This window comes from Micromonospora sp. ALFpr18c (assembly GCF_008868155.1).
Lineage (GTDB): Bacteria > Actinomycetota > Actinomycetes > Mycobacteriales > Micromonosporaceae > Micromonospora.
In genome coordinates this window covers 1-18,533 of record NZ_WBKR01000024.1, presented here as the reverse complement: position 1 = coordinate 18,533, position 18,533 = coordinate 1, and the positions used below count along the sequence as shown (strand labels likewise).

Here is an 18,533-nt window from a genome sequence, read left to right as displayed (position 1 = left end):
TTGTCAAGCGTTCGCCCTCACCAGCGCTGCGGGTCGGGGCAGTACGCCAGACCGGCGGTCGCCTGGACCTTGTCGAGATCCCGCCGCGCCCGCTCCCGGCCGAGGTTCGTCGCCCAGAAGCCGTCCCCGGGTTGCTCGGCGGCGAGCTGCCGCAGCGCGCAGATGCGCATCGGCTCGGGCAGTCGGGCCAGGGCCGGTACGGCGTCCGCCGACAGCCCGGACAGGTGGTTGACGTCCAACCGGCCGGTCTCCAGGTACCGGTCGACGTTCCGGTCGGCGATCAGCCGATCGGGGTTGACCACGGCCAGCCCGAGCAGCGCCAGCACCGCCGTGCCGATCACCAACCGGGGCAGCCAGTCCGCCCGCAGCCGCACCACGGCCACCCCGACCAGGACGAAGAGCAGCCCGAGCCAGAGTTCGGCGGTCGCCACGACGAGCCGCAGCCGGGTCGCGCCATACGCGTCGGCGTAGACCTGCATGCGGTAGAGCGCCGAGGCGACGATCACCAGACTGAGCGCCGCCAGCGTGCCGAGCAGGACGCGGACCAGCAACCGGTCCGCCCGGCTGGCCTTCGGTGCCCGACGGGCGGCGATGGCGATCACCAGCAGGGTGAGCGCGGTGACGGCGAGCAGTTGCCAGAACCCGCCACGGGCGTACTCGGCGTAGGTGAGCCCCGCCGTGCGCAGCACGTGCCCCGCGCCGCCGAACAACACCGTCAACTGGACCAGCACGAACGCGGCGAACAGGGCGTCGAGCAGCACCAGCGGGAGGGTCCACTCCAGCCGGTGGGCCGGTCGGGACGGCCCGGGGCGCAGGCCGTCCAGGTCGGGCGGGCGGCTGACCAGGTACGCGGCACCGAGCAGACCGCCACCGATCAGCAGCAGGCGGAACGCCCAACCGATCACACCGGGCGCCGAGATGTCCGGCAGCAGGCCGGTGACCAGGTCGGCGAACACCGCGTCGGCGGAGGAGAAGAGCACCCCGAACAGCAGCAGCAGACCAACGGAGATCGCCAGGCTGGTGATGATGCGCCCGACCTCGATCCCCGACCCGGTCGGGCGGCCGCTGCGCAGTCCGCGTACCGCCCACGGGAGCGCCCGTACCGTCGCGGCCGGCGGCAGCGTCGCGGCGAGCAGCATCCCCAGCGGACTCCGCCCGCCGGTCACCGCGAGCGTCCCGGTCACCGCGGCCGCGAGCAGGCAGAGGGCGAAGAGCCAGCCGGCGGCCCGGACCGTGCCGACGCCGACCAACGCGACCGTCGCGACGGCCCAGGCGGCCTGCGCCACCCGCCCCGGTGCCCCCGTGGCACCGGGACGGGCGGCGTCCGCCGCAGCTGGCGTGGCGGTCGGTGCCGGCGCAGCCGCCGCCGAGGACGACGTCCTGGAACGGACGACGCTGGCGGTGACGAGGGCGGCGGTGCCGGCCAGCGCGGCCACCAGCCAGCCGAGGCCGGGACGGATCGTCGTGAGCGTCGAGGCGCCGACGACCGCCGCAGCCGTCAGCGCCGCCAGGACCAGCGGACGGGCGGGGCCGGACGGCCCTGGCCAGCGCCGATCGATCAGCGACGGTGGCCTGGGCACGGCCGGCGTGAGCGGCCACGGTTGGGGTCGAGCGGCGGCCGGGGCAGCCGGGCCGGGTCGGACCGTCGGAGGGACCTGCGGTCCGGTCGGCCCGGTGGCCGGTAGCGGTGTGCTGCCAGGGCTGGTCATGCGGCCTCTTTTCGATGTGGCCCGTCGCTCGGGATGGTGACCTGGATGCGGCAGCCGGGACTCTCGCCCCGGTGCGGTCCGGCGGGATCGAGGACACCGATCTGACCGCCGTGCAGTTCGACGACCCAGCGGGCGATGGCCAGGCCGAGCCCGGTACCGCCGCCGGCCGACCGGTCGCCGCGGGTGAACCGCTCGAACACCCGGGACCGTTCGGCCGGCGGGATGCCCTGGCCCTCGTCGCTCACCTCGAAGCGGAGCTGGTCGCCGTGGTCCTCGGCGCTCACCCGCACGGTGCCGCCGGGCGGGCTGTGCCGGGCCGCGTTGTCGAGCAGGTTCGCGAAGACCTGGTGCAGTCGCCACGGGTCCGCGTGGACCGTCAGCGGCGCCGGCAGCTCACGGAGGTGGAAGTGCACGTCCAGGCCGGCGCCGGACGCGCTGGCGGTGGCGTGCTCCACCGCCTCGTCGAGGAAGTCCCCCACGTCGATGTGTACCCGCCGCAGCGGCACCACGCCGGCGTCGAGGCGGGACAGGTCGAGCAGGTCGGCGACGAGGTGCCCGAGCCGTTGGGTCTGGGCCAGCGCCGAACGCAGCGCCGCCGGTTCCGGGTCGGCCACGCCGTCCACCATGTTCTCCAGCACGCCCTGCAGGGCGGTGATCGGCGTACGCAGCTCGTGCGAGACGTTCGCGATCAGTTCCCGTCGGCGCTGGTCGGCGGCGTGCAGGTCCTCGGCCATCTTGTTGAATGCCTGGGCCAGCTCACCGACCTCGTCGCGGGAGGTGGCGCGTACCCGACGGGTGTAGTCGCCGCGCGCCATCGCCCCGGCCGCCGCCGTCATCTCCCGCAGCGGCGACGTCATGCCGTGGGCGAGCACCTGCGAGGTGAGCAGGGCGACGGCGATGGCGGTCGCCGAGGTGACCGGCGGCGGCCAGCCGATGCCGTACGAGAAGTAGGCCAACCCGGCCGCACCGGAGGCGACCAGCAGCACGCCCAGTTTCAGCTTGATGGAGCGCACCGGATCCAGCGGGCGGGGCAGCAGCTCCAGCACCCGGTCCAGGCGGGTGAGCGGGGAGGCGGTCATGACGGCAGCTCCAGGGCGTAACCGACGCCGTGCACGGTGCGGATGAGGTCGGCGCCCAACTTGCGGCGCAACGCCTTGATGTGGCTGTCCACCGTGCGGGTGCCGTTGCCGTCGCCCCAACCCCAGACGTCGGCGAGCAGCCGTTCCCGGGGAAGCACCGTGCGGGGCCGCCCCGCGAGGTGGATCAGCAGGTCGAACTCGGTCGGCGTGAGGTGCACGTCCGCCCCGCCACGGCGAACCCGCCGCTCGGCCTCGTTGATCTCGATGTCGCCGAGGCGGATGGCGGGCGGCGCGGGTGTGGCGGCGGCCCGCTCCACCCGACGCAGCAGGACGTGCACCCGGGCGGTCAGCTCCCGCATCGAGAACGGCTTGGTGAGGTAGTCGTCCGCGCCGACCGCGAGCCCCACCAGCAGGTCGGTCTCGTCGTCCCGGGCGGTGAGCATCAGCACCGGCACCGGCCGGTCCGCCTGGATCCGGCGGCACACCTCCAAGCCGTCGAAGCCGGGCAGCATGACATCGAGTACGACGAGATCGGGCTGGCCGGCCCGGAACTGCGCGACCGCGCTGGGCCCGTCCGCCGCGATGTGCACCGTGAAACCCTCGGCCCGCAGTCGAGCGGCGATGGACTCGGCGATGGTCCGTTCGTCCTCGACCACCAGTACCCGGCGTTCCTTCATGGGTCCTGACTGTATTGAGCCGCCGTGGAGATCAGTGGGTGGCATTGTGAACAACCTGTGGAGAACGCGCCGCACCTGTGGATAACTCGACGAACAGTCAGGATCGGCGTCGATCCGAGCGGCGTTCTGGGTGGGCTGAGGCGGCGCCCAGCCAGGTGTGCGGGTTGCCGTACCAGCACCAGCCGAGCTTCGGGGCGCCCTGACTGATCCAGAGCGCCGGCACCCGCTTGTCGCCGCAGCGGGAGCCGACCAGTGAGAAGCACCTGTTGCTGGCGAGCGCAGCCGGGTGCAGCGTGATGAAGGCGAGCCCTTCGTCGATGGTGAGGGGCAGCCGGCCCTGTGCGGTCATGCCCTCCATGGCCGTGGCGGGCGGCAGGTTGCGGAACTCCTCGCCCCGGTCGACGTCGAAGAGCAGGTACGCCGGCCCGGCTGGCACCTCCAGTTCCTTGATCGGGTCGAAGCGCGGCAGGTCGCCCTCGGCGTAGTTCCGGTCGAGGACGCCGGGCTTGCGCTTGCCGGCCAGCGTGGTGAGTTCGAGGCGCTCCTGCACCCCGATCAGGTCCCGGCTGATGACCAGCAGGACCGGCACCCGGGCGTCGGTGGGGGCGGGCAGGCCGGCGGCACCCTCGATCGCCCTGGTCCGCAGCGGTTCGACCAGGTCGCGGAAGGCGGTTTCGGTCAGCCCGGCGAGGGCGGGGTAGTCCAACCGCACCAGCCGGTCCAGCTGGCGGTCGAACTCGGTCTCGCCGTCGAACGGGGCTTCGGACACGATGGCCTCCCGGTTGTCGTACGGCCTAGCGTACAACGTACGGCAGTGGCCGTCTCATTCCCGGCTCAACGGTTCCAGTCCTGCTTCGCGGCCCTGACCAGCTTGTCCTTCAACTCCCGGGTGTGCCGGCGGCTCACCGGCAGCTCGGTGGAGTCGACCACCACCACGTAGCCGGAATTGACCAGCCGCAGTTCCGCGATCAACTTCAACTGCACCAGGTACGACCGGTGCACCCGGACGAAACCCGCGTCGGCCCACCGCTCGGCGAGGGTCGCCAACGACACCCGCACCAGATGCGAGCCCTCGGCGGTGTGCAGCCGGGCGTAGTCGCCCTGCGCCTCCACCCACCGCACCGCCGAACGGGGCAGCATCCGGGTGGTGCCGGCCAACTCGATGGGGATGGTCGGATCCTCCTCGGCGCGGGCCAGCGCCGCCGGATGCGACGGCACCACCCGCGAACCGATCACCCGGCGCAACGACTCGGCCAGCCGGTCGGCACGGACCGGCTTGCGCACGTAGTCCGTGGCACCCAGGTCGAAGGCGTCCACCGCGCCGTCGTCGTACGCGGTGACGAACACGATCGCCGGCGGTCGGGCGAAACGGCGCAGCACCCGGGCCAGCTCCATGCCGTCCAACCCGGGCATCCGGATGTCCAGGAAGACCACGTCCACATCGCCGTCGCGCAGCAGCCGCAGCGCCTCGGTGGCGTCGGAGGCCGTGTGCAGCCGGGCCACCCGAGGGTCGGCCCGCAGGTGGTACGCCAGCTCATCGAGCGCGGGCGGCTCGTCGTCGACCGCCAGGACCCGGAGAAAACCAGTGGTCACGAGCCCGCCCGCACACCGGGGTGGAACTTCGGCACCCGCATGCTCACTCTCGTGCCCGAGCCCAGCCCGGTCTCGACGACCAGGCCGAACCCGTCACCGAAGACGGACCTGAGCCGCTCGTCGACGTTGGAGAGGCCGACGTGCTGGCCCGTGTCGTCGCCTGGATCACCGGCGCCGCGCGCCAACTCGGCGATGCCGGCGGTCAACGTGGTCGGGTCCATTCCCACTCCGTCGTCCTCCACCGTGATGTGGCATTCGGCGCCCGCGTCCCGGGCCTCGATGCTCACCATGCCCGTGCCCGGCTTGCGGGACAACCCGTGCCGGACGGCGTTCTCCACCAACGGCTGGAGGCAGAGGAACGGCAACGTCACCGGCAGCACCTCCGGGGCGATCTGCAACCGCACCTGCAACCGGTCGCCGAACCGGGCCCGCTCGATGGTCAGGTAGCGGTCGATCGACCGCAACTCCTCGGCGAGCGTGGTGAACTCCCCGTGCGCCCGGAACGAGTACCGGGTGAACTCGGCGAACTCCAGGATCAGCTCCCGGGCCCGCTCCGGGTCGGTGCGCACGAACGAGCCGATCGCGGTCAGCGCGTTGTAGATGAAGTGCGGGCTGATCTGCGCCCGTAACGCCCGGATCTCGGCACGGGCCAGCCGCTCCCGCGACGAGTCCAGCTCGGCCAGGGCGAGCTGGTTGCCGGCCCAGTGCGCCGTCTCCAGGGTGGCCTGCACCAGCCCCGGCGCCGGAGGGCTGTCGGCGATCGCCACCAGGGCGCCGACCACCCGGCCGTCCGCGCCCTGCAACGGCGCGACCACCGCCCCCCGGATCGGGCAGTCGACCCGGTCGCAGTGCAGCTCCTGCTCACCGAGGACCGTCGAGCGGCCGGTCGCCACCGTCCGCCGGGCCGCCGCGAGCAGTTGCTCCCCGTGGTGCGTGCCGCGCCCGTCGAGGGCGAGCACCCGGTCGGCGTCGGTGAGCGCCAGCCCGGCCGCGCCCACCAGAGCCCGCAGATGGCGTACGGCCTTCGTCGCGCCCGCCGCACTCAGCCCTGCCCGCAGCGGCTCGGCGGCCAGGCCGGCGGTGTGCAGCACCTCGTAGGTGGCCCGCTGGGTGGCTGTGGCGATGCCCCGGCGGGCACGCAGCCGCAGCACCGCCCACAGGGCAGCGGTCAGCGCGGTGACCAGTGATACGACGCCGACCACGGCGGAGAGGTTGCCACCCACGCAGCGATCCTTGCCCCTGCGGGCCGGCGCGCCAACCCCCTAATACGCGCCCTTGCGGGCGAGCACCACCCCGACGGTGCGCCACAGGATGCTCAGGTCGTACGCGAGCGACCAGTTGTCGACGTAGTAGAGGTCCAGGCGGACCGACTCGTCCCAGGACAGGTCGGAGCGGCCGGAGACCTGCCACAGCCCGGTCATGCCGGGACGGACCAGCAGGCGGCGGCGCACGTCACCGAGGAAGTCGCCGTCGTCGGCGGGCAGCGGGCGCGGCCCGACCAGCGACATCTCACCCCAGAGCACATTGATCAACTGCGGCAGTTCGTCCAGCGAGGAGGCCCGCAGGAAGCGGCCGACCGGGAAGACCCGCGGGTCCTGCTTCATCTTGAACAGCATGCCGTCGGTTTCGTTCTGGTCGGTGAGGCTGGCCAGCCGGTCCTCGGCGTCGACGTACATGGTCCGGAACTTCCACACCCGGAACGTGCGCCCCTCGTGCCCCACCCGGGGCTGGCGGAAGAAGACCGGCCCGCGGTCGGAGATCCGGATCGCCACCGCGATCGAGATGAAGAGCGGGATCAGCAGCAGCAGGCCGAGGCCGGCGGCCACCCGGTCCAGCAGGTTCTTGGCCAGCAGCGCCGGCCCGGAGAGCGTCGGCTCCTCGACGTGCAGCAGCGGCAGACCTTCGATCGGCCGGATGTGCACCCGGGGGCCGGCGATGTCGGTGAGCTGCGGTGCGACCACCAGGTCGACGCCGGAGCCCTCCAGCTGCCAGGCCAGCCGGCGTAGCTCACCCGGCTCCGCGCTGGCCGAACCGCACACCGCGATGGTGTCGCCACCGACCTCCCGGACCAGGGCCAGGACGTCCCGGCCGGCGTAGATCGGGACCGGGGTCGGCATGCCCCGGGCCGCCGCGTACCCGTCGGTGATGTGGATGGCGACGGGGACCAGCCCGGCGTTCGGGCTGCGGGTGACCGCCGCGTAGACCTCCAGGCACTCCGGGAGGGTGCCGACGAGCACCATCCGATGCGCGGCCTGGCCTGCCCGCCGCCGGATGTAGTGCAGGGCCCAGCGGGCCACGAACCGGCCCCACAGGATCAGCAGCGCCGCGCCGAGCAGCGCCGTGCCCACGGTGAACCGGGAGAGCTGGGTCACGGTGGAGAAGGCGAGGAACGAGACGCTCGCGGCTACCGTCACCGAAGCCCGGATCACCCGCTTGAACTCGTCCGGGCCGAGCCCCAGGTAGCGCCGGTCGTAGGCCCGGTTGCTCCAGAGGATGACCACCCAGCCGAGCGGAAGCAGCAGGTAGGAGACGGTGTGGAACCAGGTCGGGTCCTGCTGGGTGTCGCTGAAACCGGAGGTGGCCTGGTCGAAGAGTTGGATCGCGATCCAGCTGGCGAACGCCGCCGCGCAGAAGTCGAGCAGCAGCAGAATGGCGATGTAGGGGCGGTGCCAGCGGGAGACACGGCGTCGCGCCCTGGCCCACGCCGACCGAGGGACGCCGTTGTGTGACGGCGGCGTCGGCGGCTGGATCTCGAAGCTGTCGACGTGCCGCACGAGTCTGCTCCGGCCTTCGTTGGATACCGGGCGCTGGAGGCTTGCCGTCACCTCACCCATGTCCTCCCGCATGACACGGGCCGCTCACTCGCAGTGAGGGCCCGGGTCGCCCACCGTCCCAGTCTCCCACGCGGGCCCCGACCGGTCGCCGCCCCGAAGGAGATTGGCGACCGATGGTGCCGGCGGGATCTGGCCGGCTCCGCACCATTTCAGAAGCCGGGGACCGGGCCACTATACCGATGGATACGCCTCTGGCGAGAACGGTGGACCGGAGCTTCGGCTCAGTCGGGCCGATTCCGCTCTGTAGTCGGCGGGTGCGATCACTCACCGTACGAGTCGGGACAACCGTCGGTCAGCGAGCGGTTTGCCGCCGGTCTGGCACGTCGGGCAGTACTGGAGGCTGGAGTCGGCGAACGACACCTCCCGCACCGTGTCCCCGCACACCGGGCAGGGCAGCCCGGTCCGGGCGTGCACCTTCAGCCCTGAGCGCTTCTCGCTCTTCAGTTCGGCGGCCCGCTGGCCGAGGGACCGCTCGACGGCGTCCCCGAGGATCTGCCGGGTCGCCGCGTGCAGGGTGGCCAGCTGGTCGTCGGTGAGCCGGTCGGTGATCGCGAACGGCGACAGCTTCGCGGCGTGCAGGATCTCGTCCGAGTACGCGTTGCCCACCCCGGACAGCACCGACTGGTCGGTCAGCACCCCCTTGACCTGCCCCCGCCGGCTGCGGAGCCGCTCGGCGAAGGTGGGCAGGTCCGCGGCGAGCGCGTCCGGACCCAGCTTGGCCACCCCGGGCACCGCCGCCAGGTCGGTGACCAGGTACGCGGCCAGCTTCTTCTGCGTGCCGGCCTCGGTGAGGTCGAAGCCGGACCCGTCGTCGAGACGGACCCGCAGCGCGATCGGCCCCTTACCGGGACGAAGCGGGGCGCTCGACGGGAACGCCTCCCGGTAGTGCAGCCAGCCCGCCCGGGCCAGGTGCACCACCAGGTGCAGGTCGCCTTCGACGAGCACGTCGAGGAACTTGCCGTGCCGGCGGGCGTCGACCACCGCCCGACCGGCGACCGCGGTCGGTGCCGGGTCGTACGTCTTCAGGGCGCTGATCGCGGCGATCTCCAGCCGGTCGACACGCCGCCCCACCGCGCGCTGCCGCAGGTAACCCGCGAGCGCCTCAACCTCCGGTAGTTCGGGCACGACACAACGGTAGCCTTCTTTCCCGTGAGCGTGAGGAATGAGCTTGCGAGTCCCGCAATCGCGAACGAGAGGCACGCTCAGTGAGAATCGTGGTGGCGCACAACCGGTACCGGGAGGCCCAGCCCTCCGGGGAGAACACGATCGTCGACTCGGAGATCGCCCAGCTCACCGCTGCCGGTGTCGAGGTGCTGCCGTTCATCCGCAGCTCGGACGAGATCCCGTCGATGTCGAAGGCGGCGAAGGCGCTGCTGCCGATCTCACCGATCTGGGCGCCGCGTGCCCAGCACGACCTGAGCCGGCTGCTCACCGAGCACCGGCCGGACGTCCTGCACCTGCACAACCCGTACCCTCTGCTGTCGCCCTGGGTGGTGCGGACCGCGCACCGGCACGGCGTGCCGGTGGTGCAGACGGTGCACAACTACCGGCAGGTCTGCTCCTCCGGCATCTACTTCCGCGACGGCGTGATCTGCCAGGACTGCAAGGGTCGGGCGCTGGGCGTGCCGGCGATCAAGCACCGGTGCTACCGCGACTCGGCGGCGCAGAGCGCGCTGATGGCGACCACCCTGGCCGTGCACCGGGGCACCTGGCGGTCGGTGGACCGGTACGTCGCGCTCACCACCGCCATCGCCGACCACCTCCGTGACTACGGCATTCCGGACGATCGGATCATCGTGAAGCCGAACGCCGTACCCGACCCGGGCCGGCCGGCGCCGCTCGGTGACGGCTTCCTCTACCTGGCCCGGCTGTCCCCCGAGAAGGGTGTCGACCTGCTGCTGGACGCCTGGCGTCGGCACCCGGTGGGCACCCTGGGCACGCTGCGGATCGCCGGCGACGGCGAGCTGCGCCCGCTGGTGGAGGCCGCCGCCGCCGAGCGACCCGACGTGGTCTACCTCGGCCAGCTCGACCGCGCCGGGGTACGGGCCGCCGTCGAGGCCAGCGCCGTGGTGATCGCGGCCTCGATGTGGCACGACGTGCTGCCGACCGTGATCATCGAGGCGCTGGCGAGTGGCCGGCCGGTGCTCGGCACCGCACTCGGCGGCATCCCGTACCTGGTCGGGGCGGACGCCCCGCACGAGCCCGCCGGCACCGGACCGGCCGAGATCGCCTCCGCGGTCGCCGGGGGTGGTGGGCCGACGCCGCTGCCGGTCGGCGTGGTCACCGGTACCGCTGGCTGGGTGGTGCCACCGGAGCCGGCCGCGCTGGCCGCCGCGCTCCCGGTCGCGCGGGCCGGTGCCGCCACGCGCTCCGCGCGGGCCCGCCTGCGGTACGAGCAGACCTTCCACCCCGACGTGGTCACCAAGCGACTCCTCGACATCTATGCCGGAGTTACCCGCCCCTGACCCGGCCCGCCGGTCACGTGCGTGAAGGAGTAGGTGCTTCGGTCGTTGGCGGCCGGTGCGGTGGGCGCGGAGGACCGGTCGGGCGGTGAGTATCAGCCGGTTACCGATCGGGGCCGGCGACAGGAACGGCGCGGCGTCCCCCGCCGCCTCCGCCAGTACGCCACCCGCCGGCCGATCGGCAGCAGTTCACTGCGGTCCACGCCGCCACCGCCGGTCCGGCACTGCGCGGGCCGTCTCCTCGGCCGGTATCCGCTCCGACCACCTACCGCGAAGACGCCCATTGCCTGTTGTCCGGCAACGCACCCCGAGCCCTGGCCACCCTGCGCACCGCCGCGATCAGCCTGCTCCGCCTGGCCGGCACCGCATCCGTCGCGCAAACCCTACGACGAAACAGCCGCAAACCGCACAGATCCCTGCAACTAGCCGGAATCGACTAAACGGGCACACTACCCCTTGCGAACGTTCTGGATGAACCACTGCCTCGGGAGGCTCGTTGTAAGGGTGTGCCACTTGATCGTGGCATGCGCTTCCATTCCGATAATTCAAGGGAGGAACAGCATGTATGGCCGATGGTACTCGGAAGCGGATGTCTCGACACGGTACAAAGACGACGCAGCAAGGTCGTTTGGTGCGGAAAGCTGTGCAGCGGCTGATTTTATTCAAGCGCTGGAGGCCTTCCGAGGAGATCTTACGTTTGCGTATCGGCGTGACCGGAATAATCAGGTAATTCGCGCCGACCACGACGAGACGTTTACTAACCCTGGGCTCTGGACTCGGCGGGCGACGCTGGACTGGTTGTACCAAACCAGCAACCAACTTCCCTATATGCGGACTCTTTCTACTACCCGGCCTGCGGTTGTGGCGTTGACTAGCGCAGCTTCGGCTCCGGGTGCGGCTCACGGGGGCGCAGGACAGGCTGGTCCCGCCGGAGGCCAGTCGAGTGCCGGAAGCAACCGGTGGCAGCAGCACGGGAGTCGGTCGGGGAATGGGTCAGTTCGCCGGCAGTGACGTGATCTCAGCAAGGAGTTGGGCGTGGTTCGGGACTGGACGCCTACTGCCGGTCGCACTTAGAGACTGTCGGGCAACTGGGTGGCTACGCGGCGACAAGTTGCTCGGTGTTGATGTGTCGGGCGGCTTCGCGGTCGATAGCGCCGAAGATCTCGCCGATCCCGTCGGCTCGTAATCTCGCCAGAATGGATATTCGAATGGCTGCACCTAATGATCCAAATCGCACCGAATTTTTGGTGGAGAAGGCCAGCGATTTATATCACCAGGTCGATAAAGATTATCGGAACGACCCTGATTACCGCTTCCTGAAATTCGTGGCCGGAGTTGGCCGGGATGGAGCCATGACTCATGAGCGGGACGAGGCCAGGGTTTTGGCGACGGGGTTGAGAGAAGATCAGGAGATTCAAGAGCGATCGAGAGCTATAGAATCGGCCCTTGTGAAATTCGTTGAGTTCCTCAATTCCGATCAAAGTCAGCGATTTCACCTAAGGACTACCGACCCGTTCTTCATTTTCCTGAATGAAAGATTCGCTCAACCTTTTCCGCAAGTGGTGCCGGTGGCAGTCCGACGAATTGCGCCACGTCAGGCTGGCCCGTCCGGCCCGCCGCAGGCAGCTCCCAGGGGCGCCTACCCGAGTTCCAGCGCCGCTGCGTTGACGAGTGCATCTGCCCAGTTCGGCAGGCCTCAGGCTCCGGTGGCTTCCCCACCGGGAGGAGGTTTGCCGGTATATGGCCCTCCGGGTGGGTTTCCGCCACCGCCCGGCGCTTCACACGGCCATGGTGGCGGATCCGGCTTCGCTCGTAGAGCGTAAGCAGCGACAGGCGAAGGCAAGGTAGGCGGGGGTGGGGCCGTTCTGGGCGCGGGTCCAGGTCGGTAGCCCGTCCGGGCGCATAACGGCTTGAGGACCTCGACCACTACCACCAGGCCCTCTCTGTCGTGGGTGGCGTTCCGTCGACGCGCCACCGGGTTCCTACAGGGAGGCGCGGGCGGAGAAGGCGATGCTGGCGAGCAGGAAGCCGCCGTTGACGATGGTGAACGCGACCATCACCCAGAGGACCAGCGCGGGGGCCACGGCCAGCACCAGGGCCGCCACGAAGACCACCGCGCCGTAGTCGCGGACCAGCTTCACGAGGCGCACCGGCAGCGAGGTCGAGGTGACCATGCTGGCGGCGTTCGGGCCGGCCTGCATCACCGACGTCACCAGGTTGACCATCCAGGTGCCGGCGAAGGTCGCCACCAGCCAGGTCGGGGTCGACGGCTCCTGCGCCACGGCGGTGGCGGCGAGCGCGGCCACCAGGGCGATCTGCGCGGCCACGTCGCAGAGCACGTCGACACGCGCCCCGGCCGCGCTGCCCTGGCCGGTCACCCGGGCGAGCTGCCCGTCGGCGCAGTCCAGGGAGTACGCGACCTGCCAGCCGACCAGGGCGAGCAGGCCGACGACCCAGGCCGGTACGTCACCGGCGGCGACCGGGCCGGCGAGCGCCACCACGGTGACCGAGGTGGCCAGGCCGAGCATCAGGTTGGTGACGGTCAGCGCGGTCGGGCGCAGCCCGAGTCGCTGGGCGACCAGCGCGAAGACCGCGCCCAGCCACTGGCTGATCGACTCGCTGAACAGGCCGCCACCCCGGTTGACCCGGTGGAAGTCGGCGACGGTGGGACGGGGCTCAGCCAAGCTGGTCGCGGATTGCACCGGCGTAGTCTGCCAGCCGCTCCCGCGTCTCGGTAGGCGACAACGCCAGGTGTTCGAGGATCGTGTAGCGGTCCGGTCGGGTACGCGGCGCGAACTGCACCGCCTCCACGAACTGGTCGTCGGTGAGCCCCACCTCGGCCGGGAGCCGGGGCAGGCCGTGCCGGGCGAGGCAGGCCGACATCTCCCCGAATCGGCGCAGGTCCCCGCGTAGCCAGGTGCAGAACAGCGCGCCCAGCCCGGCCAGTTCGCCGTGTGAGGCGGTGCCGGGAAAGAGCGAGTCGACGGCGTGCATGATCTCGTGGCAGCCGCCACTGGACGGCCGGCTGGTGCCGCACACCGCCATCGCCAGGCCGCTGGAGATCAGCGCCTCGGCCAGCACGGTGACGAACGCGTCGTCGGTCATGTCGCCGGGGTGGTTGAGCACCGCCTCGGCGCCCGCGCGGGCCAGCGACGCGGCCAGCCCGTCGACCGGCTCGCCGCGTACCTGCCGGGACAGCTCCCAGTCGGCCAACGCGCTGATGTTGCTGATCACGTCGCCGATGCCGGCCCGGTTGTGCCGGTCCGGGCCGCTCTCCACGAAGTCCAGGTCGACGATCACCGCGATCGGGATGTGCACCCCGTAGGAGCCCTTGAGCCCGTCGGTGATGAGGCTGGACACCGGGGAGCCGATCCCGTCGTTGGCGAGGCTGGTCGCCACCGACACCATCGGCAGCCCTCGCCGGGTGGCCGCGTACTTGGCCACGTCTATGGTCTTGCCGCCGCCGATCCCGACGACCGCGTCGTACGAGCGGGCGCGGAGTTTGCCGCCCAGGTCGTCGGCGGCGTCCAGAGTGCCGCCGGAGACGGTGAACACGTCGGCCGAGCGCAGCGACGGTCGGATCAGCTCCGCGATCTGGGCACCCTGACCCGGGCCGACCACCACGGCGACGTCGCCACCGGAGGAGATCCGCCCATCAGCCAGGATCGCGCCCAGGTCGGCGACCGCCCCACGTCGTACGTCGATGTGCAGTGGGGTGAGGACGCTGCGGGCTAGTAGCGGCACGCGATCTCCCGCGCGCGGGCCAGGTCGGCGTGGTTGTCGACCTCCACCCAGGGCACGTCACCGATCGGAGCTGCCCGCACCTCGCCACCGCGGTCGGCGAACTCCTGGTAGCCGTCCTCGTAGTAGAGGTTCGGGTCGCGCCGCCAGGTCGCCTCCAGGGCGTCGGCGAGGGCGTCGGCGACCTGCGGCTCGATCAGCGTCGCGCCGATGTACTCCCCGTACGCCTCGCCCGGATCCATGATCTTGGTGATCCGGGTGAGCTGGCCGGCGGCGTCGAAGGTGGTCTTCATCTCCTCCTCGGCCAGCGGCTTGAGGGTGTCCACCGCGAGCAGGATGCCCGGGCCGCGTTCGGCCAGCAGGGTCTTCTCCACGCTCACCGGGTGCACGGTGTCCCCGTTGACCAGCAGCACCCCGCGTGCGAAGTACTCCCGGGCCAGCCACAGCGAGTAGGCGTTGTTCCACTCCTCGGCCTTGTCGTTGTGCACGAGGGTGAGCGTCACCCCGTACCGCTTCTCCAGGTCGGCCTGCCGCTCGCGGACCGCGTCCGCCGCGTAGCCGACCACGATCACGATGTCGGTGAGCCCGACCTCGGCGAGGTTGCCCAGCGCGATGTCCAGGATCGTGGTCTCGCCGTCGACCGGCACCAACGCCTTCGGCAGCGTGTCGGTGTACGGGCGCAGCCGGCGCCCCGCCCCGGCCGCAAGGACCATTCCGATCATCGCGACATCCTCCCTCGTGCTGCTCCCCGTCACCGGTGGAGGATAGCCCCGGTTGGCCGGGCGGCTCCGGCCAACCGGGTCAGCCGGGCAGCGCGGCCAGGTCGGCGAGCATCGTCAGCCGCTCGTCCGCGCTGAGCACGGAGTACGCGCCGGCGGCCCGACGGTCGGTCTCCAGTTCGATGGCGACCCGTTCGGGGCCGGCCGGCAGCGCGGCGACGGTCGAGGCGGTGTGCCCGGCGGCGGTCCAGGCCGCGGCGTGCGCGTCGGCCCGGTGGTAGCGCAGCGTGCCCAGCCGGTTGAGCAGCAGCACGCCCGACGGTGTGCCGTCCGGCTCGTACGGGGGCGCCAGCGCGGTGAACGCCGAGCCGGTGGGTGCGCCCTCCTCGTCGGCGAGCAACAGGGCGTACGCCAGGACCCGGCCGAGCGCGGCCACCAACCGCGCCACCCGCTCGTCGTGCCCGGCCCACAGTTCCTCGGTGACCTCGGCGTGCACCTGGCACAGCTCGGTGAGGAAGGCGGCACCCCGTTCGGTGGCGGAGAGCGCGCCGTCCGGGCGGCGGTGCAGCATCCCGTACGCCACCTGCTTGTCCACGGCCCGGCGGACGGCGACCGGGTCGCCGTACCGGGTGACCGCCGCGAAGCCCGGCCCGTCGACCGTGCCGCCCGGCGCGGCGAGGCGGGTGCGCAGGTCCACCAGGTAGCCGTTCGCGGTCGGGCCGCCGTACCGCTGGCTCAGCTCGGCGCCGCCGCCGTGCCGCCCGGCCAGCATGCCGGCGCGGAACGTCCGGTCCACGGCCGGTGCGAGCAGCCCGGCGAGCCGGTGCGGCGTCAGCTCGACGGTGTTCACAGACCGATCGACCGCAGGACGGCGAAGCCCTCCTCCGCGATCCGCCGGATCAGCCCGTCGTTGACGTCGCGGTTCTCGTCGAGCACGGTCACCTCGTGTTCGGCCAGCCAGCGGTACTCGGTGTGCTTGCCGGCCTCCAACCTCGGGTGGTCGAGGTCGCCGTCGACGCGTACCAGGAAGTCGTGCTCGATCCGGACCAGGCCGTCATCGCCGACGTACTGGTATTCACCCACCTGACCGAGGACGTGCGAGAGGATCCAGCCGGTCTCCTCGGTGATCTCCCGGCGCAGCGCGTCGTCGATATCCTCGCCCGGGTCCAGGTGGCCGCCGACGATGTCCCAGCAGTTGGGAAAGAGGCGTCGGTGTTCGGAGCGGCGCTGGAAGAAGATGCGGCCGTCGTGGTCGACGATCAGCGCGCCGGCACAGCGCAGGGGCTCGGTGGACACCGTTCGACAGTAGCGAGCGGTCCGGCATCGCGGCGATGCCCGGTCTTGTCCCGGAAACATCCACGGACCACGATGTCGGTACCGGATGCCACCGTCCCAAAGGAGTGATGTGTGATGCAGGTACGGGAAGCGATGTCCAGCCATGTCCTCGTCGTCGGTCCGGAGCACACCCTGCGCCAGGCGGCCCGGATGATGTCGGCCCGTGGTGCCGGATCGGCGGTCGTGATCGACCCGGATTCGGAGGGCGTCGGGATCATGACCGAACGCGACGTGTTGAAGGCCATCGGCGCCGGTCTGGACTGCGACGTGGAACGCACCGGCGCGCACCTGACCTGGGATGTGGTCTACGCCGGCCCGGACTGGACGGTGGCCGAGGCAGCCGCCGCGATGGCCCGGGGCGGTTTCCGGCACCTGGTGGTCCTGGACGGCCGCGAGGTGGCCGGGGTGATCTCGGTGCGGGACATCATGCGGGTCTGGGCGGACAGTCAGGCGGTCGCGACGACCTGACCGGTCCGGGTGTGCCGGGTCGGATCGAGGGGTAAGGATCCCTTGCGGGCGCGGAGATGCCGTGGCCCGTCCGGGAGGGCCCGATGCGTGACGCGGAGCGGCTGATCAGCCAGCAGTACGCCATGCTCCTGAACCGGGATGTGGCCCGCCTGCCGGACCTCTACGCCCCGGAGGCGTTCTACTCCATGCCGGGCGTGACGGTCCGGCCGATCGAGTTGCCCGCGCTCCTGCGTACCTGGACCGGCGCCTTTCCGGACCTGCGGGTCGACCCGCGGGGCACGGTGCGCACGGCCGGCGGTGCGGCCGTGGAGCTGCGGCTGACCGGCACCCACACCGGCACGTTGCACTCGCCGTTCGGCACCGTCGCGCCCACCGGCCGCACGGTGAGCTGGGAGGTGGCCGACGTGGTGCGGGCCCGCCGGGGGCGGATCGTCTCCTGGCGGTCCTACTTCGACTGGAGCCAGCTCCTCGACGCGCTCGGCGTGCAGCTGGACGGGTTTTCCCGGGCCGCGCAGCACGACTCGCTCGCCCTTCCGGTCTGATCTGTCGCCGTCCGGCCCCGTCGGGTCACCCGACCCGGTGGCTCATGATGCGGACATCGCCGTGCCGTGCGCGCGTTCCCCGTCGCCGCCCGTACTCTCAACATCCATGACCGCCGAGCAGCTGATCTCCTTCGCCCGTGGCGCACCCTCGCTGGACATCGTCGATGTCGAAGGGCTCAAGGCCGCCGCCGTTCGCGCCTTCGACGCCGACCCTGCGGGGGTCACGGCGTACGGCACATCCGTCGGCTACGTGCCGCTGCGCAAGTGGATCGCCGAGAAGCACGGGGTCGCCGCCAACCAGGTGCTGGTGACCAACGGGTCGCTCCAGGCCGACGCGTTCCTCTTCGACCACCTGGTCCGCCCGGGTGACGCGGTGGTGGTGGAACGCCCGACGTACGACCGGACGCTGCTCAACCTCCAGCGGATGGGCAGCGAGCTGCACGGCATCTCGGTCCAGCCGGACGGTCTGGACACGGCCGAGTTGCGCAAGCTGCTGGAGTCCGGGGTCCGGCCCCGGCTCGCGCACGTCATCCCGAACTACCAGAACCCGGCCGGCATGACGCTGTCCCTGGAGAAGCGCCGGGAGTTGCTCGACCTGGCCGCCGAGTACGAGTTCACGATCTTCGAGGACGACCCGTACGCGGACATCCGGTTCCGTGGCGAGCCGCTGCCGTCGATGCTGTCGCTGGACACCCGCAACGTGGTGGTGCACGCGTCGAGCTTCACCAAGACGGTCTGCCCGGGTGTGCGGGTCGGTTACCTGGTCGGCCCGGCGGACCTGATCGCCGACATCGCCAAGAACGCGACGAGCCTCTACATCTCCCCCGGCATGGTGTCGCAGGCGATCGTGCACCAGTTCTGCGTCTCCGGTGACATCGACCGCTCGATCGACACCGTCCGCGCGGCACTGGGTGAGCGGGCCGGGGTGCTCGCCGAGTCGCTGCGCCGGCATCTGCCGCAGGCCCGGTTCGTGGAGCCGGACGGCGGCTACTTCCTCTGGGTGGAGTTCCCGGAGGACATCCTGGTCGACCGGCTCGCCCCGGCGGCGGCCGAGCGCGGCGTCGCCGTGGTGAAGGGCAGCGACTTCGTGCTCGACGGTGGACGGCACGCCCTGCGGCTGGCGTTCTCGGCGGTGACCGCGGACCGGATCGACGAGGGCGTCCGCCGCCTCGCCGCGGCCGTCGAGGACATCCGTAGCTGACACTTCTGTCGGGTCCCCGACAGAACGACGATGCCGGCCGTCCCGGGACTCCCGCCCGGGCGGCCGGCGGCCCACAATGCTGCGAGCGCCACCCGACAGGCCCCCGGCCGGTTCTTTCGGCCACCCTGTCCCAGGGTGACGCGTACAGCACAACCCCCGCCCCCACGGGTGCC

At 71.4% G+C, this 18,533-nt stretch carries 17 protein-coding genes; 4 read left to right on the top strand and 13 right to left on the bottom strand.

Annotated elements, in window-relative coordinates:
* Positions 1 to 17: 17 nt before the first annotated feature.
* The 8 genes from F8271_RS07400 to F8271_RS07365 form a co-directional block, all read right to left on the bottom strand.
* Positions 18 to 1,709, bottom strand: a complete 1,692-nt coding sequence (locus tag F8271_RS07400; RefSeq protein ID WP_151488903.1) for a DUF4153 domain-containing protein — start codon at positions 1,707 to 1,709, stop codon at positions 18 to 20.
* Positions 1,706 to 2,788, bottom strand: coding sequence for a cell wall metabolism sensor histidine kinase WalK (locus F8271_RS07395; RefSeq protein WP_151488902.1), 1,083 nt, complete (start codon positions 2,786 to 2,788; stop codon positions 1,706 to 1,708). The genes F8271_RS07400 and F8271_RS07395 overlap by 4 nt, the downstream gene beginning before the upstream one ends.
* Positions 2,785 to 3,465 (bottom strand): response regulator transcription factor, encoded by a 681-nt coding sequence (locus tag F8271_RS07390; RefSeq protein ID WP_151488901.1) that lies wholly within the window; start codon positions 3,463 to 3,465, stop codon positions 2,785 to 2,787. Before F8271_RS07390 ends, F8271_RS07395 begins: the two co-directional genes overlap by 4 nt.
* A gap of 97 nt (positions 3,466 to 3,562) precedes the next feature.
* A complete protein-coding gene (locus tag F8271_RS07385; protein ID WP_192580179.1) occupies positions 3,563 to 4,234 on the bottom strand; it encodes a DUF5701 family protein in 672 nt (223 codons plus the stop codon).
* 65 nt (positions 4,235 to 4,299) lie between these two features.
* The gene (locus F8271_RS07380) at positions 4,300 to 5,058 is read right to left on the bottom strand and encodes a LytTR family DNA-binding domain-containing protein (RefSeq protein WP_151488899.1); all 759 of its coding nucleotides are present in this window, start codon (positions 5,056 to 5,058) and stop codon (positions 4,300 to 4,302) included.
* The gene (locus tag F8271_RS07375; protein ID WP_151488898.1) at positions 5,055 to 6,281 is read right to left on the bottom strand and encodes a sensor histidine kinase; all 1,227 of its coding nucleotides are present in this window, start codon (positions 6,279 to 6,281) and stop codon (positions 5,055 to 5,057) included. The genes F8271_RS07380 and F8271_RS07375 overlap by 4 nt, the downstream gene beginning before the upstream one ends.
* Positions 6,282 to 6,320: 39 nt before the next feature.
* Positions 6,321 to 7,892 (bottom strand): sugar transferase, encoded by a 1,572-nt coding sequence (locus F8271_RS07370; protein ID WP_192580181.1) that lies wholly within the window; start codon positions 7,890 to 7,892, stop codon positions 6,321 to 6,323.
* A 264-nt stretch (positions 7,893 to 8,156) separates the two neighbouring features.
* Positions 8,157 to 9,017, bottom strand: coding sequence for an Fpg/Nei family DNA glycosylase (locus F8271_RS07365; RefSeq protein ID WP_151488896.1), 861 nt, complete (start codon positions 9,015 to 9,017; stop codon positions 8,157 to 8,159).
* A gap of 80 nt (positions 9,018 to 9,097) precedes the next feature.
* Here F8271_RS07365 and F8271_RS07360 point away from each other — a divergent pair, with 80 nt between their 5' ends.
* Positions 9,098 to 10,357: a glycosyltransferase gene (locus F8271_RS07360; RefSeq protein ID WP_151488895.1), complete on the top strand. Its 1,260-nt coding sequence runs from the start codon at positions 9,098 to 9,100 to the stop codon at positions 10,355 to 10,357.
* A gap of 1,979 nt (positions 10,358 to 12,336) precedes the next feature.
* Here the strand turns inward: F8271_RS07360 and F8271_RS07345 are convergent.
* The 5 genes from F8271_RS07345 to F8271_RS07325 form a co-directional block, all read right to left on the bottom strand.
* Positions 12,337 to 13,056 (bottom strand): CDP-alcohol phosphatidyltransferase family protein, encoded by a 720-nt coding sequence (locus F8271_RS07345; protein WP_151488893.1) that lies wholly within the window; start codon positions 13,054 to 13,056, stop codon positions 12,337 to 12,339.
* The gene (locus F8271_RS07340) at positions 13,031 to 14,098 is read right to left on the bottom strand and encodes an iron-containing alcohol dehydrogenase family protein (protein WP_151488892.1); all 1,068 of its coding nucleotides are present in this window, start codon (positions 14,096 to 14,098) and stop codon (positions 13,031 to 13,033) included. The genes F8271_RS07345 and F8271_RS07340 overlap by 26 nt, the downstream gene beginning before the upstream one ends.
* Entirely contained in the window at positions 14,086 to 14,817 is a 732-nt protein-coding gene (locus tag F8271_RS07335) for a sugar phosphate nucleotidyltransferase (protein WP_151488891.1), read from the bottom strand. The genes F8271_RS07340 and F8271_RS07335 overlap by 13 nt, the downstream gene beginning before the upstream one ends.
* Positions 14,818 to 14,896: 79 nt before the next feature.
* Positions 14,897 to 15,664: a hypothetical protein gene (locus F8271_RS07330; protein ID WP_151488890.1), complete on the bottom strand. Its 768-nt coding sequence runs from the start codon at positions 15,662 to 15,664 to the stop codon at positions 14,897 to 14,899.
* Positions 15,661 to 16,110, bottom strand: a complete 450-nt coding sequence (locus tag F8271_RS07325; RefSeq protein WP_151488889.1) for an NUDIX hydrolase — start codon at positions 16,108 to 16,110, stop codon at positions 15,661 to 15,663. The genes F8271_RS07330 and F8271_RS07325 overlap by 4 nt, the downstream gene beginning before the upstream one ends.
* Before the next feature lie 114 nt (positions 16,111 to 16,224).
* On the opposite strand from F8271_RS07325, the gene F8271_RS07320 reads away from it, so the two are divergent.
* From F8271_RS07320 to F8271_RS07310, 3 genes are all read left to right on the top strand, one after another.
* Positions 16,225 to 16,617: a cyclic nucleotide-binding/CBS domain-containing protein gene (locus F8271_RS07320; protein ID WP_151488888.1), complete on the top strand. Its 393-nt coding sequence runs from the start codon at positions 16,225 to 16,227 to the stop codon at positions 16,615 to 16,617.
* 83 nt (positions 16,618 to 16,700) lie between these two features.
* Positions 16,701 to 17,159: an ester cyclase gene (locus F8271_RS07315; RefSeq protein ID WP_151488887.1), complete on the top strand. Its 459-nt coding sequence runs from the start codon at positions 16,701 to 16,703 to the stop codon at positions 17,157 to 17,159.
* A gap of 106 nt (positions 17,160 to 17,265) precedes the next feature.
* The gene (locus F8271_RS07310) at positions 17,266 to 18,360 is read left to right on the top strand and encodes a PLP-dependent aminotransferase family protein (protein WP_151488886.1); all 1,095 of its coding nucleotides are present in this window, start codon (positions 17,266 to 17,268) and stop codon (positions 18,358 to 18,360) included.
* The last annotated feature ends 173 nt before the right edge of the window (positions 18,361 to 18,533 follow it).

Coding starts and splice junctions, on each gene's coding strand:
- F8271_RS07400 (WP_151488903.1), bottom strand. CDS start 1,709: ATGACCAGCCCTGGCAGCACACCGCTACCGGCCACCGGGCCGACCGGA.
- F8271_RS07320 (WP_151488888.1), top strand. CDS start 16,225: ATGCAGGTACGGGAAGCGATGTCCAGCCATGTCCTCGTCGTCGGTCCG.
- F8271_RS07370 (WP_192580181.1), bottom strand. CDS start 7,892: ATGGGTGAGGTGACGGCAAGCCTCCAGCGCCCGGTATCCAACGAAGGC.
- F8271_RS07310 (WP_151488886.1), top strand. CDS start 17,266: ATGACCGCCGAGCAGCTGATCTCCTTCGCCCGTGGCGCACCCTCGCTG.
- F8271_RS07335 (WP_151488891.1), bottom strand. CDS start 14,817: ATGATCGGAATGGTCCTTGCGGCCGGGGCGGGGCGCCGGCTGCGCCCG.
- F8271_RS07390 (WP_151488901.1), bottom strand. CDS start 3,465: ATGAAGGAACGCCGGGTACTGGTGGTCGAGGACGAACGGACCATCGCC.
- F8271_RS07315 (WP_151488887.1), top strand. CDS start 16,701: ATGCGTGACGCGGAGCGGCTGATCAGCCAGCAGTACGCCATGCTCCTG.
- F8271_RS07395 (WP_151488902.1), bottom strand. CDS start 2,788: ATGACCGCCTCCCCGCTCACCCGCCTGGACCGGGTGCTGGAGCTGCTG.